Source organism: Tenacibaculum profundi, assembly GCF_052050075.1.
Classification (GTDB): domain Bacteria; phylum Bacteroidota; class Bacteroidia; order Flavobacteriales; family Flavobacteriaceae; genus Polaribacter.
The window spans coordinates 104,893-121,164 of record NZ_CP197225.1; the positions used below are offsets into that span (position 1 = coordinate 104,893).

A 16,272-nucleotide genomic window follows, 5' to 3' on the forward strand; every position below is an offset into this window, starting at 1 on the left:
TTTAAGAAAATTTAGTAGCAACTTTCTTTGCAATACCTATTATGACTTCAGTTGCTTTTAAAATACTTTCAACAGGTACATACTCATAACGTCCGTGAAAATTATGCCCACCAGCAAATATATTAGGGCAGGGTAATCCTTTGTATGATAACTGTGATCCATCAGTGCCACCTCTTATAGGTTTAATTAAAGGTGTTATACCTAGGTCTTTCATTACTTCTTCTGCAATATCAACGATATGCATCACTGGTGTAACTTTTTCTTTCATATTGTAATATTGATCTTTAATTTCAACAGTAATCAATTCTTTTTGTAATTTGCTGTTAATAGATTCAGCTAAATCTAATATTACTTGTTTTCGGTCGTTAAAGAGTTCCATGTTATGATCTCTTATAATATAATGAAGTGTTGTTTGCTCAACCTTACCTTCTATATGATGCAAGTGAAAAAAACCTTCATATCCAGACGTTTTTTCTGGTACCTCATTTTGAGGTAAACTATTTATAAATTCACTCGCAATAGTCATAGAGTTTATCATTTTACCTTTGGCGTATCCAGGATGTACTATTTTCCCATTAATTGTAATTTTGGCTCCGGCGGCATTAAAATTTTCATACTCTAATTCACCAACCTGACTTCCATCCATAGTATATGCCCATTCAGCTCCAAACTTTTCAACATCAAATAAATGAGCTCCTTTACCTACTTCTTCATCAGGAGTAAAACAAATCCGAATTTTACCATGTTTAATTTCTGGATGCTGAACTAAATATTCCATAGCAGAAACAATTTCAGTAACTCCAGCTTTATCATCTGCACCCAATAGAGTGGTTCCATTAGTTGTTATTATTGTTTGGCCTTTGTATTGAAGTAAATCATCGAAATAGTTTGGGGATAAAACAATATTTTCTTCCTTATTTAAAACGATATCACCTCCATTATAATTATTATGTATTTGAGGCTTTACATTAGCTCCCGTAAAATCAGGACTTGTATCAATATGGGCAACAAAACCAATTGTAGGTACTTCATGATCTACATTACTTGGTAATGTAGCCATTAAATAACAATTTTCATCTAGCTCAACATCTTCTAGACCAATATTATTTAATTCTTTTTCGAGAATTCGAGCTAAATTCCATTGTTTTTCTGTACTTGGAAAAGCTGGATTGTTAGGATCACTTTCAGTATCGACTGTTACATAGCTTATAAAACGGTCAATTATATGCTGTTTATTCATTATATTTTATTTATGGTTTTAAAATAATTATACCAAATTAAGAGATGGATTATTATGAAATAATATTGGGTTTAAGTTTTATTTGAACTTAATAGACTCTATTAAGTTTATTGATTTACATAATCGTTCAGTAACCAAAGAGTCTCCATATATCTCAGTTTTTGTATGCAAAGTGTTGTTAGTATTTACTATTGTGAATATGTTTAATACATGATAGTTAAATTTACCTTTTTTTCCGTGGGCAAGTGAAAAATAAGCATCCCTATCCAGGTGTTTAATATTTTTTTTCTTAATTTCATTAAGATTCATATTTTCATAGTCATTAATTAATTTTTTCTTAAAATTATTGTCAAATGACATAGTGCTGTGAATGTATGATACATCTAATAATATAGTTTTAGTTAAATCTACAGTAGTATCTGCAGCATATATAGAGGACAACCCATTATCATAGTAAAGATTAATTTTCCAGATTTCAGGAAGGTTAATAGAAAAAAAGTTTCTAACATCTTCAACGTTAGATAGATTATAATTTATGCGATTTTTACAAGAAAATTCCTTTTGTAAGTCGGTTGAATTACAAGAAATCATAAAAAAATTTAAAGAAATAAAGATTATAAATGTGTTTTTCATTGATTTTTAATGATTTATTACTTTGAGTATGATTGTTTATAATAAGCTATTAATAAGTCTACAACATAGCTGTATGAATGAATTCCTTTTGCTTGATTATTTGCTTTTAAATATGAATTATACCCTCTTTTTATGATAGGTTCAATTGGATTTTCATAGGATTTCCAAAACAAATTACTGTCCTTATAGTCTTTATAAATACCTGTATTTACTTTCTTTTTTATTTTATTCGCCAAAGTTTTATCTCTTCTAAATAATTCTCTTATACAATACTGATATGCCATTCTGTAACCAGCATATCTAAAATATATATCCTCATTGTAAATAGATGTTAGAAAACTTATAAAATTAGCTTCATTTTCAGCAGCCCAACCAATTTGATGAGCCATTTCATGACATACTGTTGCAGGATATCCAGTTTTAGGTATTAAAGAATTAATTTGAGCCTCACCAGTAATAGGATTAATGTATCCAGAAGTACCATTATAGGATTGGACAAAGCTTACTATTGAATTTTTAATAGATGGGAAACGATAAGCAAATTCGGGATATATTTTTGAAAGTTTGTTAAACCCATTGGGAGCAATATCATGTATTTGATCAATAGTATATGGGATATCAATTTTTGACGTATCATTTTTTGTAATGATAAGATGGCTGTTATTAAGAAGTGAAACAATTGTATCAGTTGTTTTTAAAAGATCTTCCGTGGTATAATCTGAATGCTTCAATCCAAGTTTATGAGACAGGGGAGACCTAAAATAATTAAACCCCCAAAAAAGGTAAAAACAAAAATATAAAGCAGATAAGAATAAAGTTAAATTAACTGCTTTTTGAATCCAATTCGTAAATTTAGATTTTATGAGTAAGTAGATGTTTTTTAAAAAGTAAAAAAGGAGAAAAAAACCTAGTAAATCACCAAAGGAAAAAGGTATCCACCCTAAAAAGAACCTGAATGTTTTTGATATAAAAGGATAGAGACCCATACTGTAATATTTTTCTATTAAAGCAGGTTCTCGAGCTAAAAGTTGTACAAATGTATATTGTATTGGTATAGCTAATATAACTAATCCTATTTTTTTAGAAAGTTTCATAGTCCCCAAAAATAAGAAACATTAAATGGTATCAATATGTTAGCAACATATTTTTTACTAAAAAAATATATGAAGTTGGATGGTTTTAATCTTCTTTTTTGATTATTAAAGAATTAATTTGAGTATAACCAGTAATTAGTATTAACGTAGCAATAAGTCTCTTTTTTATGTCTCTGAAAGTTTATTTAACGCATTAAGATTATTATTTACGTATTTGATTTTAAGCGTAAAGAATATTAATTTTTGAAGTATTGCTTTTGATAGTGTCAAGATGCCTCCTAATATTTAAATATAATTCAATTGTACTTAGTCTTTTTAAGAGTTCTTTTGCAATATAATTTGAATTTTGAAAATCAGTTTTTTACATAGTTGAAAGCAAAAATAATTGACTTTAAGATAAGGCGATACTAAAAATGTAAAGTAGTTAAAAAGAAGCTTAAAATAATTCTTTTTTGAATCCAATTTGTAAAAATGTATTTTATTATTGAGCAGATATTTTTTAAAGAAAAATAGTATAAAATTTAGTTAATTACGAAAGTAAAAGGGAGCTTTTTCTAAAATAATCCGAACGTTATTGAATAAAAGTACAGAAACTTCTGCTGTAGTATTTTTCTGCTAAATTTGTTTTTTTAGCAAAAAAGTTAAATTAATGTATTTTGAATTGGTGTTACCGATATATTCACGTCTATTTTTTCAGTAATCTTTATAGCCCTAAAAAAGAAAGAAACATAAAATGTTGTTAACAAGTTAGTAACATTTTTTTTACTAAAAATGTGCAAAAAGAAAACGATACGAAATTGAATAATTTTGAACTTAAAAAGTTACATTTGCCTTCATGGAAAGAACGCATTCACTAAGAGGCAAAAAAGTAGATAAATCACGTATCATTAATCTTGAAAAAGGAAAATTACCGCCACAAGCAATCGATTTAGAAGAGGCAGTTCTTGGTGCAATGATGATAGATAAAAAAGGAATTGATACTGTAATAGACATACTTCATCCAGAAGCTTTTTACGATAAGCGCCATCAAGAGATTTATGAAGCAATTTATACGCTCTTTCAAAATTCTGAACCTATTGATATTTTATCGGTATCAAATCAACTAAGAAAAAGTGCAAAACTTGAGTTAGTAGGAGGTGACTTTTATTTAATTGGTCTTACACAGAAAGTAGCTTCTTCTGCGCACATTGAGTTTCATTCAAGGATTATTCTTGAGAGATATATCAAAAGAAAGCTAATTACAATTTCTTCTGAACTAATAGAAAGTTCTTATGATGAAACAATAGATGTATTTGATTTATTAGATGATGCTGAAAGTAAATTATTTGAAGTTACACAAGGAAATTTAAAAAAGGGTGCTGAAAAAGCAGACTCTCTAGTTCAACAGTCAATCAATAAAATTCAAGAAATTTCAACAAAAGAAGGAATGAGCGGATTGGCAACAGGTTTTACTAAATTAGATGCTCTAACTTCTGGTTGGCAGCCAACAGACTTAATCATTATAGCAGCTCGTCCAGGTATGGGTAAAACAGCTTTTGTTATTTCTATGGCAAAAAATATGGCAATTGATTTTAACCATGCGGTAGCTGTTTTTTCTTTGGAAATGTCTTCAGTTCAGTTGATTACAAGAATGATTTCTTCAGAAACTGGTTTGACTTCCGAAAAACTACGTAAAGGAAATCTAGAACCTCACGAATGGGAGCAATTAAATGTTAAGGTAAAAAAATTATCAGATGCTCCGATTTTTATTGATGATACGCCAGCACTCTCGATATTTGACTTAAGGGCGAAAGCACGACGTTTAGTTTCACAACATAATGTTAGAATATTAATTATCGATTATTTACAATTAATGACTGCAGGAGGATCTGGTGCTGGAAATAGAGAACAAGAAATTTCTACTATTTCTCGTAATTTAAAAGCTTTGGCTAAAGAATTAAATGTACCTGTTATAGCATTGTCTCAATTATCTCGTTCGGTAGAAACCCGTGGAGGAAGTAAAAGGCCGTTATTATCTGATCTTCGTGAATCAGGAGCTATAGAACAGGATGCTGATATTGTATCATTTATATTTAGACCTGAATACTACGGTATGACAGAATGGGATGACGATGATCATTCGCCATGTGAAGGTCAAGGGGAGTTTATAGTAGCAAAGCATCGTAATGGAGGACTTGATAATATTCGTTTAAAGTTTACAGGACACTTAGCAAAATTCTCTGATTTAGAAGAAGGTTTTAGCAGTGAATTTCAATCAAGTATGAATTCGGGTTTTAATGAAGAAGTTTCTTCAAGCAATTTTGCTTCACCTGAAGACGCTTTCGGAACCAATGGAAATTCAGGGATAGATGATGTTCCTTTTTAAATAAGTTTGTATTAGTTTACTCCAAATAGTTGATTTGTTTTGTGCTTATTTTGGGTTTGTATTTTTGAAATATAATAATTATGTTGGACTCTCTTAAAGAAATTGTTGTTGAGTAATTAATTATAATCGGATAAATACGTATTTTACACTCAAATTCACTAATAATTAAACTTTTGAAAAAACAAATATATATTCTAGTTTTACTGATGTTTACAAATTCATTGTGTGCTAATTTTATTTATTTGCCAATGAGTTCTGAAAATCAAAAAAACCATTTAAAAGCTTATGGTATTGTTTACTATGCATTACAAAATGGTTTAAAAGCAAAATGGTTATTAAATTATGATGGTGGAGCTTTTTTAGTAGAAAATAATAACTTTTTAGAAAAGGAGTGTAAGATTAGAGGTATTTCATATCAAATAATTTCAGAAGCAAAAGCACAGTTAATTTTAGAAGAAATTTCTTCTCCTTCGAAAAATCAAGAAGCTGTTCCTTTGGAAAAAGCACCAAAAATAGCAGTATATTCACCTAAAGATAAAATGCCATGGGATGATGCAGTTACCATGGTTTTGACGTATGCAGAAATTCCATTTGATGTAGTTTACGATGAGGAAGTGTTAAATGATAAATTATTATTATATGAATGGCTACATTTACATCATGAAGATTTTACAGGTCAGTATGGACGATTTTATGGAGCATATCGTGCGGCTCCTTGGTATATAAAACAAAAAAAAGGTTCAGAAGCTTTAGCGACAAAATTGGGATATTCGAAAGTATCTAAGGAAAAAGGCGCTGTAGCAAAAAAAATTAGAGATTACGTCGTTGGGGGGGGGTTTATGTTTGCCATGTGTTCTGCTACGGATAGTTTTGATATAGCACTTGCGGCAGATGGAGTTGACATTTGTGAGAGTATGTTTGATGGAGACCCATCAGAACCAAATTACCAATCTAAAATAGATTATACTAAAACCATGGCTTTTAAAAATTTTGAACTCATAAAAAATCCTACTACTTATGAATTTTCATCTATTGATATGACCAGAAAAAGAAGAATTAATAAAGAAACAGATTACTTTACTTTAAAAGAATTTTCTGCTAAATGGGATCAAGTTCCTACAATGCTTACTCAGAATCATACGCAATTAGTAAAAGGATTCATGGGACAAACAACCTCATTTGATAATAAATACGTTAAGTCTAATGTTATGATTTTGGGTGAAAGTAAGAACCATGGCGAATCTCGTTATATTCACGGAGTTAAAGGTAAGGGAATGTTTACTTTTTATGGAGGGCATGATCCAGAGGATTATCAGCATAGAGTAGGAGATCCAAAAACAGAATTAGATCTGCACCCTACATCACCAGGATATCGTTTAATTTTAAATAATGTTCTGTTCCCAGCAGCTAAAAAGAAAAAGCAAAAAACTTAGTATAATTGCTTATATTTCTTTTTCCAACTGCAAGTTTATTTTAGTTAGAATAATTTTCATAATTATCGTAAAGAAAATTAATTGATAATTAATTTTCCATTCTGTATTTTAGTTTCTGTTTCAATAGTGTAAAAATAAATTCCAGAGGGTAATGAGGGGGTTTTTAAAGAGGTTTTACTTTTTATAATTTTTTTGAAAATTTGTTTACCGTTTTGGTCATGTAGTATTAATTTGGTGGTACCCTTTACATTACTAAAGTAGAGATAATCTCCTTTATTTAGTGGATTAGGAAACAAAATAAACTTACTTTTATTTTGATCAATTATATTAAGCGTTTCTTTACTACCAATATAAAACTGTCCAAAAGAATTTAAACCACCTGTGTTAGAGAAAGTAACACTAAGATCAGCAGTATTAATATCAGTGGCATTTTCGATACTTGATCCCCAATCTGCTGTGCCATCCGAATTAGAGTTCCTTTTGAAGAGTACAATATCACCAGCATTCGAATTGTTAATGCCATTAATATCTGAAAAAGTAATGGTTTCTAAAGCATCAAAAACTTGATTTTCTCCGTATGTATTAATAATCCAAAAAGAGGAATCTATAGTATTAATATTAGGGATTGAAATAGGATCTAAATTGATTTTAGAAACAACTACATTTCCATCAGGGTTGGTTCCATTACTATTAAAAGTCATTTTGCAATTTGCGTTTATAAAGTTAGCAGTTTCTACTGAGTTAATATCCAATAAGCTACTTTTTCCAGAACCAACGGGGGCGTTGGAATCAACCAAAATAGCATTCCCGTTCAATTTAAGGTCATTGCTACCCTTTTTATCATAGATTGTTCCAAAGGCATTATTATTGAATTGATAATATGCTATTATATCATTATTATTATTTACATTGTCTTTGGTAAGGTGTCTCGTCAATCGTACTTCTTCCTTTGTAAGTGTTTTTTTCCAAAAAGTAGCCTCTTCAATTAATCCTTTATAGTTTCTTGATTCCCATTGGTAATATGTGCCTAAGTTTATTTTTGTTAAGTTAAAAGGGGCAGTGGTTAGATTCCAAGAATGAGAATCTTCATTCAAATATAAAGTTATTTTTGATGGTGTAACGGTAATTGCCACATAAGACCATTCGTTTGCAGGAACTTCAAGGTTAGAGTCCCACCACCAATATGATCCTCCTTTCCAATGAATCCCTAATGTATTGTTTGATTCTCTAAAGTTTAAAACGCATCCTTCTGATAAACTAAAAATTGCTGAATAGTTAGGCTGTATGCCATTGGGCTTTATCCAACACGTAAAGCTAAAATTGGATATTTCAGCTTCGTTTACGGAGTTGTTTGTGGCATAATCATTGTTTTGTGAACACACTAAAGCTTTTTTCGGCTCTGATTCCGTAGCGCAATAATCGTCGCCAACAGTTATTAATTTTGTAACTATTTTGCTACTAATATTTCCTTGTTTATCAGTTACTTTAAGGCTAACATCATATTCTCCTGTGGAAGGATAAATTACTTGAGGATTTCTTATATTATTGGTTGTAATGAGGTTTCCTCCAGGAAAATTCCATTCCCATGAAGCTTGGTCATGGTTTAGAATAGAAAAGTCTTCAAATTGCACTATATACCTATTGCAATTAATTGTTTGTTTAATTACCATGGGTTGTGCTTTGGGTAACGAACTCTCAAAAAAATCGGTTTCCCAAATTCCACGATTGGAAGCGATTCGAAGCTTTTCTTTTTTGTAGAAAGGAAGTATTTTAATAATTCTCAGATGTAGAGGAAGATTGTCTGAAAAAGTTTGCCACTCAGTATGTCCATTATTTCGATACCAGATCATTTTGTTAGAGGTTATGTAAATGCCTCCATCTGTTCCATCTTGAACATTAATATTTGTTATCTTTTCTCCATTTAATGCTGAGGTGGTTAAATTATTCCATGAGCTACCCCAGTCACTAGATTTGAAAATTTTGTTAGCGTTATTACCACCATTATTCAAACCAAGAAAGAGTTCATCATTTGTATTAAGTGATAAATACATGGTTTGATGGTTAGCTGGTATCGATATTTCTGTCCAATTTTGTCCGCTGTCGACAGACTTCCATAGTTTTCCAGAGTTACCATGCTTCTGAGTTATAAAAATAATATTAGGATCGTTTCTTGAAATTTCAATTGCTTTTACCAAATTGTTTGTGTCTGATCCAAACTCTTTTACTAAAGAAAAAGATTGACCTCCGTTATTACTTCTCCATAATTTATTTTCTTTTCCTAGATATAGGGTGTTCCAATATCTAGGATCATTAACAATTTCGCTTTTTTCTGAATGAACATAGCTTTCATTAGGGAAAAGGGAGTACTTAGCTATGTCAGTTATGTTTCCATTGATTTCTTTTGGGATTTCTTTGCCGGAAATATCACTATGATATACTTTTCTATTTTCACCTTTATTGACGTATCCTGTCGCGGATTCACCACCACCCAATGATAAGAACTTTCCAAAAGGATAGTTTTCGTAGAAAGTGGCATTGCCATTATGGTATCTTCCCCCAACAAATACATCATGATTCCACCCTTGATCAAAACCCCAATAATCAGCGCCATTGATACCATTATTTCTAGATTCAATAAAATCCAAATTAGCATCATAATAGTCAATTCCACCATCACTACAAACCCAAATATCATTTCCATTCATTTCTATCTCCTGAATGTCAGGATGTCTATATTCGCTTCCACATCCTGTACATCCATAGCCTCCCCATTGTGTATAAGTAACACCTCCGTTTTCAGATTTAAATAGGTTTAAAGACCCCATCATGATATGATCTGGATTGATATCAGAAACTTCAATATCTAAGTCATAGTATCCTTGATTGTATCCTGTTGTAGTTACCCCAAAGTGTGTAAAGCACCAATGGTTATTACTGTAAGGTCCTCCTGGTTCATTATCAGGAGAGCCATCATTATTTCCATCATAAGGCGTGGTCCAAATTTCTCCAGCATTATCACTTCGATAAATGCCGATATAATTATTATCATCAACATCGTCGTTTTCTTCTCCCAGAAGAACTACATAAATTCTGTCAGGATCGGCGTTTGTAACTCCTATTCTGGCTCCGCCGTCACTAGAAGCTACACCACCAATAGGAGAAAACCACCCGTTATTTTTTACGTTAAAAGTAACCCCGTTGTCCGTTGATTTTAATAGTTCTGTAATATTCTTATTAGTGTTTCTCTTTGCTAGGAAAATAGTACTTGGATCATCAGTTTTTAGTTTAATATCCCAGCATCGATCTGTAAATAATGTAGTCCAACTAGCACCACCATCCGTACTTCTTTTAAGTCCATTGTTCCCCGCTATTAATACTATCTGCGGGTTGCTACTATTAATGGTGATAGCTGAAATTTTTGAATTCCACTCACTAAGTATAACATTCCAAGTACTACCTCCATCAATAGTTTTATAAACTTTATTGCTAGTACCTATATAAACAATATCAGGATTCGTTGGATCAATTTCTATTGATTGAATCGCCCCGTCGTTAAAAACAAAATCACCAATTGAAGTCCAGTTTAATCCCTTATCAATAGATTTATAAACTCCTGCAGTTTCTGCACCTGTATATAAAATATTTGGGTTTGCAGTTGATTGGGCAAAGGCATAAGCATTAACCTGCGAACTCTTTTGTTGTACACCTCCATTTTTAAAAGTTTCAAAGGGACCAAGAGGAATCCAGTTTGCAACAGCTACTTGATTTTTGGATATATTTCGCGATTTTAAAACTCGATAACTATTTTTGTTTAGTTCATCTAAAGAAGGAATATGAATACTTCCATCATCTTTTAGATAATCCTGATCATGAATAATTTTAGAGAAATATTTAAAATTTTGTGTATGAATATTTTTTTTAAATAAATGATTTCTATAATAAGTGTTAAAAGCTTCTACAATTTTATAATAATTAGGATTTGAACTGTATAATAAATGAATCCATTCTGGTGCATCAGATTCTATCAATGGTATTATTTTAAAAAGCTCATGATATTTAGGGGTTGGTGAATTTTTGTTTTGGGAGAATAAATTGATACTAAAAAGCAGGGAAAAAAAGAAAATATGCAACTTTTTTTTCATTGTTGAAGTTTTTAGAGGTTTGGTTACTAGTAATATAAATATAAAGATAATAATGTAATTTTTTTTGAAAAATGATTTAGACTTTTATTGATCAGATAATAAACTGTCAATGATTTTACATTTTAATTCGTGAGGTAGCAATTAGGTCAATACTAAAGAGAAAACAAAGCAATGACATTTCTTTTATGAAGTGTAGAATTTTTATTTTGACTAATTCATTTAAATTTAGTGTACGGAACAGGTTTTTATATTAAAGTTTTAATTTAAAATTCATTTTTTGATGTGTAATGTAAATCCTAAATTTAAATAAGAAATAAAAAAGTAATTGCCCATTTTTATTTAAAGAATTACATTTGCTATACAAAACATAACACGAATGCCAACAACACAACAACTTCAAAATTTTACGCAGCAAGTTCGTAGAGACATTTTACGTATGGTTCACGCCGTAAGTTCAGGTCATCCAGGAGGATCATTAGGATGTGCAGAATTTATATCATGCCTATACCAGGAAATTATGGAATATTCCACTGATTTTAGTATGAATGGGGATAATGAAGACTTATTTTTCTTATCCAATGGCCATATTTCTCCTGTTTTTTATAGCGTTTTGGCGCGCAGTGGATTTTTTCCAGTATCTGAATTAGCTACCTTTAGAAAGTTGAATACACGTTTACAAGGTCACCCGACAACTCATGAACATTTACCAGGTGTACGCATCGCCTCTGGTTCTTTAGGACAAGGGATGAGTGTCGCTATTGGCGCTGCTGAAGCTAAAAAGTTAAATAACGATGCTAAAATAATTTATTCTCTTCATGGTGATGGAGAATTACAAGAAGGGCAAATTTGGGAAGCAGCAATGTATGCTTCGGCTAAAAAAGTTGATAATTTAATAGCTACAGTTGATGTTAATGAGAAGCAAATAGACGGTACAACAGATGAAGTTCTTGCTATGGGAAGTTTAAAAGCTAAATTTGAAGCTTTTGGTTGGGATGTTCTAGAAATACAAAAAGGAAATAATATAGAGGCTATTTTAAAAGGAATGTCAGAAGCAAAATCTAGAACAGGAAAAGGAAAACCTGTATGTGTACTGCTACATACAGAAATGGGGAACGGTGTAGACTTCATGATGCATACCCATGCTTGGCATGGAAAGGCTCCAAATGATGATCAATTAGAAAAGGCATTGGATCAAAACCCAATAACATTGGGAGATTATTAAGAAAGTTATACCTTAAAATTAATAATAAAATATAAACGCTATCATTAAAAGTGATAGTGTTTTTTATTTAACAAAATAAAAAACGAAATCTCTTAAGTAAAGCTGTAAATTTACACTTGTGGATAGTCATTAATATTGTTTAATGAAAACTGATTTTTTGATGCATCATTAAGTTTAATAAGATTTGGATTAACAAATCTTTAAAAAAACTTAATTATTAAAATGATATTTTTGAGAACACTAACATAAAAACCCAATCAAAATAAATATGAAAATAGGCATTGTATGCTATCCTACTTTTGGAGGAAGCGGTGTTATGGCAACAGAATTAGGGATGGCTTTAGCAGACAAAGGACATGAAGTGCATTTTATAACTTATAACCAGCCTGTTAGACTTGATTTCATATCGCATAGATTACATTTTCACGAAGTAGTATTAGAAGAATACCCACTTTTTCAATATCAGCCATATGAACTGGCATTATCAAGTAAAATGGTTGAGGTTGTAGAAAAGCACCATCTAGAAGTACTGCATGTTCATTACGCAATACCTCATGCTTATGCAGCTTATATGGCTAAGAAAATGCTTATAAACAAAGGCATTCATGTAAAAGTGGTAACAACATTGCATGGAACTGATATTACATTAGTAGGAAGCCACCCTACATATAAAACAGCATTAGAATTTAGTATTAATAAATCAGATGAGGTTACTGCAGTATCAAATAGTTTACGAGAGGATACATTGCGGTTATTCAACATAGAAAAGGATATAAAAGTAGTGTATAATTTTATTGATGGTAAGAAGTATAGTAATGAAAATGAGGTGGAGTGCAAAAGAAGTGCACTTGCAAATAAAGAAGAACGAATTCTTACACATATTAGTAATTTTAGGCCTGTAAAAAGAACAGAAGATGTTATAAAAATATTCTTTGAAGTTCAGAAAGAGATCCCCTCTAAACTACTCATGGTTGGAGATGGACCAGAAAGATTAAAAGCTGAAAATTTAGTTAATAAATTGAATTTAGATGGTAGAGTATTATTTTTGGGTAACAGCGATGAAGTTGCAAAAATTTTATGTTTCTCAGATGTGTTTTTACTTCCTTCAGAAACGGAAAGTTTTGGTTTAGCTGCATTGGAAGCAATGGCAGCAAAAAATGCCATTATATCAACGAATTCAGGAGGGCTACCAGAAGTTAATATTTCTGGAAAAACAGGTTTCTTAAGTAATGTTGGAGACATAAAAGATATGGCAAAAAATGCGATTAAGGTTTTGAAAAATGACACAGTTTTAGACGAATTTAAACAAAACGCAAAAGAACATACTTCAATATTTTCTTTAGATACTATTTTACCTCAATATGAAGCGATTTACAAAAAATGTTATAGATAACGTCTTTATAAGCAAAATAGTAATCTGTTGAAAGTAGGTAGTTCTTAATAAAAAGATCCAAGCCAGATGAAATTAATTACAAAAATGGAGATTTCCAATAAATATTTTATTTGATATAAAATTGAATACTTTCGTTTATTAAAGAATTAGAAACGTTACAGTCGATCTTGAATTTTTCGTAATTTTCTAATAAAATAAAATTGATTTGACCACCTACATTCTTTTTGTCATGTTTCATTAAATGAATTATTGAATTAATATCATCTTTTTCAATAGCTGTTTTACCATAAATAGATGTAATAGCAGACTTAATTTGATAAACATGTTCTTCAGGAAAATTTAGAATTTTAGAAGAAATATAAGCTTCGCAAACCATTCCTATCGCAATTGCCTCACCGTGTGTTAGGTTTTCTTTGGTTTCACTATCCAAAAAATAAGATTCTATACCATGTCCAATAGTATGTCCCCAGTTCAAAACTTTTCTAACATTCTTTTCTTTCGGATCTTCTAAAACTACGTTATTTTTTATTTCAATGGAACGATGAATTAAATCAATAATATTCAAATTAGGGTTATCCTTTATTTCATTGAATAATCGAATATCATGTGTCATTCCATATTTAATAATTTCAGCAGTTCCAGATCTAATTTCTCTTGGGGTTACTGTATGTAAGTATTCAGGATCAATTATGATTAACTCAGGGTTAGCAAAAACACCAATCTGATTTTTTAAAACACCTAGGTCGACTCCTGTTTTTCCTCCAACGGAAGCATCAACCATACTTAGTAGGGTAGTAGGTATATTAACAAATTCGATACCTCTTTTAAAAGTTGAGGCAACAAACCCCCCTAAATCAGTTATAACACCGCCGCCTAAAGTAATTAATAAACTTTTTCTATCTGCTCCAAGCTCAGTCATGGCATTCCAAACTCCTATACAGGTTTCTAAGTTCTTATAAATCTCTCCAGCATCAATTTGAATAATTTCTATAGGCCTATCTGTTTTTAATAGTCTTATAAATCTAGGATAACAATGCTCAAAAGTGTTTTCATCGACTAAGATAAAAATAGAGGAGTATGCTCTGTTTTTTATATAAGAAGCTAATTCAATATATGCTTTTTCTTCAAAGTAAATAGGGTATGTTGAGGCCTTAATAGATTTCATTTATTATGTTTTTCTAAAAATGCAAATTAAATAGAAAAAATGGAAATATTTAATACCATACAATTATATTTGTTTCGAAGATTAATTATTAAAGTATTTGTTATGGGACTATTTGACAATACGGAAACTGCGTTTAAATTAAAATCAGATTCAGAATTAGAAAGAGCTTCTTTCTTGTTTAAAATGATTCAAAATCAACCAATGGTTAGAATTGGTACAGCTGTTACAAATTTTGCTTTAAAAGCTCATTTACCAGTAGAAGGTTTAATTAGAGCTACAGTATTTGATCATTTTTGTGGAGGTGTAACAGAAGACGATTGTTTACCCAATATAACGAAAATGTATGAAAAAGGTAATGTTCATAGTATTTTAGATTATTCTGTCGAAGGAAAAGAAGATGAAGAACAGTTTGAAAATGCTTTAAGAATGACCTTAAAGACCATTGATTTTGCAGCAGAAAAAAAATCAATACCTTTTGCAGTATTCAAACCAACTGGATTTGGGCGTTTTGCTCTTTATCAGAAGTTAACTGAGGGTAGAGAATTGAACCAACTAGAGAAAGTTGAATGGGAAAGGGTAATTGAGCGATTTCACACTGTTTGTAAGTCAGCTTCAGAAAAAAATGTACCTTTACTAATTGATGCTGAAGAAAGTTGGATGCAAAAAGCCGCAGACGATTTAGTCGAAAGTTTAATGGAGATATATAATAAAGAAAAAGCATTAGTTTTCAATACATTACAGATGTATCGTCATGATAGAATGGCATATTTGAAATCACTGCATCAAAGAGCTCATCAAAAAGGATATCACATCGGAATGAAAGTTGTTCGTGGAGCTTACATGGAAAAAGAAAGAGCCAGAGCTGAAGAGATGGGGTATGAATCTCCCATTTGTGTTGATAAAAACGCAACGGATATTAATTATAATAATGCGATTACTTACATGATGGATCATAAAAATATGGCAATTTTTGCAGGTACTCATAACGAAGAAAGTTCTTATTTATTAATGGATTTAGCAAAAAAACATAACATAGCTTCAACAGATAAACGTATGTGGTTTGGTCAATTATATGGCATGAGTGACCATATAAGTTTTAATTTGGCTAATGAAGAATATAACGTAGCGAAGTATGTTCCTTTTGGTCCAGTTAGAGATGTCATGCCCTATTTAATTAGAAGAGCAGAAGAAAATACCTCAGTTGCAGGGCAAACTTCTCGTGAATTAAACCTATTAAAAACAGAGAAAAAAAGACGAAAACTGTAATGAATACAGTTGAAGAAATAAAAGAAGCAATTCAAAAAAATAAGAAAAGGCTAGCTCTAGAACTTCAAGAAAGTAAAGAGCTAGTATTTTTAATCAAAAAATCACTTTTAACATCTTTAACTGAAAAAGAGAAAGGAAAAGTTAAAGAACAATTACTTGATATTTGTAGAGCTATTCCCGCCTTTACCGTTTTTATGCTTCCTGGGGGTGCTTTATTATTACCTTTGTTGATAAAGTTTATACCAGATATATTACCAAGTGCCTTTAGAATAGATGATTCAGAGTTAAATGATGAGGAGGAATAAACAAAAAATTATTA

Annotated in this window: 11 protein-coding genes; 6 read left to right on the top strand and 5 right to left on the bottom strand. The window is 30.8% G+C overall.

Translation table 11 applies throughout. From position 1 onward, the window contains the following. Position 1 precedes the first annotated feature (1 nt). The 3 genes from pepT to ACSIGE_RS00315 all read right to left on the bottom strand — a co-directional run bounded on the left by pepT (position 2) and on the right by ACSIGE_RS00315 (position 2,967). On the bottom strand, positions 2 to 1,243 hold the full coding sequence (gene pepT / locus ACSIGE_RS00305) for a peptidase T (RefSeq protein WP_440882226.1): 1,242 nt from the start codon (positions 1,241 to 1,243) through the stop codon (positions 2 to 4). A gap of 75 nt (positions 1,244 to 1,318) precedes the next feature. Further along, positions 1,319 to 1,873: a hypothetical protein gene (locus tag ACSIGE_RS00310; protein WP_440880807.1), complete on the bottom strand. Its 555-nt coding sequence runs from the start codon at positions 1,871 to 1,873 to the stop codon at positions 1,319 to 1,321. Between the two features lie 17 nt (positions 1,874 to 1,890). After that, positions 1,891 to 2,967 (bottom strand): DUF3810 domain-containing protein, encoded by a 1,077-nt coding sequence (locus ACSIGE_RS00315; RefSeq protein WP_440880808.1) that lies wholly within the window; start codon positions 2,965 to 2,967, stop codon positions 1,891 to 1,893. A gap of 835 nt (positions 2,968 to 3,802) precedes the next feature. Here ACSIGE_RS00315 and dnaB point away from each other — a divergent pair. Together dnaB and ACSIGE_RS00325 are read left to right on the top strand one after the other, a co-directional pair. Continuing rightward, positions 3,803 to 5,332, top strand: a complete 1,530-nt coding sequence (gene dnaB, locus ACSIGE_RS00320; protein ID WP_440880809.1) for a replicative DNA helicase — start codon at positions 3,803 to 3,805, stop codon at positions 5,330 to 5,332. A 206-nt stretch (positions 5,333 to 5,538) separates the two neighbouring features. Next, positions 5,539 to 6,765 (top strand): asparagine synthetase B, encoded by a 1,227-nt coding sequence (locus ACSIGE_RS00325; RefSeq protein ID WP_440882227.1) that lies wholly within the window; start codon positions 5,539 to 5,541, stop codon positions 6,763 to 6,765. Between the two features lie 77 nt (positions 6,766 to 6,842). Here ACSIGE_RS00325 and ACSIGE_RS00330 read toward each other — a convergent pair whose 3' ends face one another. Continuing rightward, positions 6,843 to 10,907, bottom strand: coding sequence for a VPS10 domain-containing protein (locus tag ACSIGE_RS00330; protein WP_440880810.1), 4,065 nt, complete (start codon positions 10,905 to 10,907; stop codon positions 6,843 to 6,845). Positions 10,908 to 11,283: 376 nt separating this feature from the next. On the opposite strand from ACSIGE_RS00330, the gene ACSIGE_RS00335 reads away from it, so the two are divergent. Next, a complete protein-coding gene (locus ACSIGE_RS00335) occupies positions 11,284 to 12,129 on the top strand; it encodes a transketolase (protein ID WP_440880811.1) in 846 nt (281 codons plus the stop codon). A gap of 268 nt (positions 12,130 to 12,397) precedes the next feature. Next, positions 12,398 to 13,522 carry an N-acetyl-alpha-D-glucosaminyl L-malate synthase BshA gene (bshA, locus tag ACSIGE_RS00340; RefSeq protein ID WP_440880812.1) on the top strand — a complete coding sequence of 375 codons (1,125 nt, stop codon included), beginning with the start codon at positions 12,398 to 12,400 and terminating at the stop codon, positions 13,520 to 13,522. 106 nt (positions 13,523 to 13,628) lie between these two features. Here bshA and aroB read toward each other — a convergent pair whose 3' ends face one another. Continuing rightward, on the bottom strand, positions 13,629 to 14,687 hold the full coding sequence (gene aroB, locus ACSIGE_RS00345) for a 3-dehydroquinate synthase (RefSeq protein ID WP_440880813.1): 1,059 nt from the start codon (positions 14,685 to 14,687) through the stop codon (positions 13,629 to 13,631). A 102-nt stretch (positions 14,688 to 14,789) separates the two neighbouring features. Between aroB and ACSIGE_RS00350 the strand changes: the two genes are divergently transcribed. Continuing rightward, complete coding sequence (locus tag ACSIGE_RS00350; RefSeq protein WP_440882228.1) at positions 14,790 to 15,953, top strand: proline dehydrogenase family protein; 1,164 nt, start codon at positions 14,790 to 14,792, stop codon at positions 15,951 to 15,953. Then, positions 15,953 to 16,258 (top strand): LETM1 domain-containing protein, encoded by a 306-nt coding sequence (locus ACSIGE_RS00355; RefSeq protein WP_440880814.1) that lies wholly within the window; start codon positions 15,953 to 15,955, stop codon positions 16,256 to 16,258. Before ACSIGE_RS00350 ends, ACSIGE_RS00355 begins: the two co-directional genes overlap by 1 nt. Positions 16,259 to 16,272: the final 14 nt, after the last annotated feature.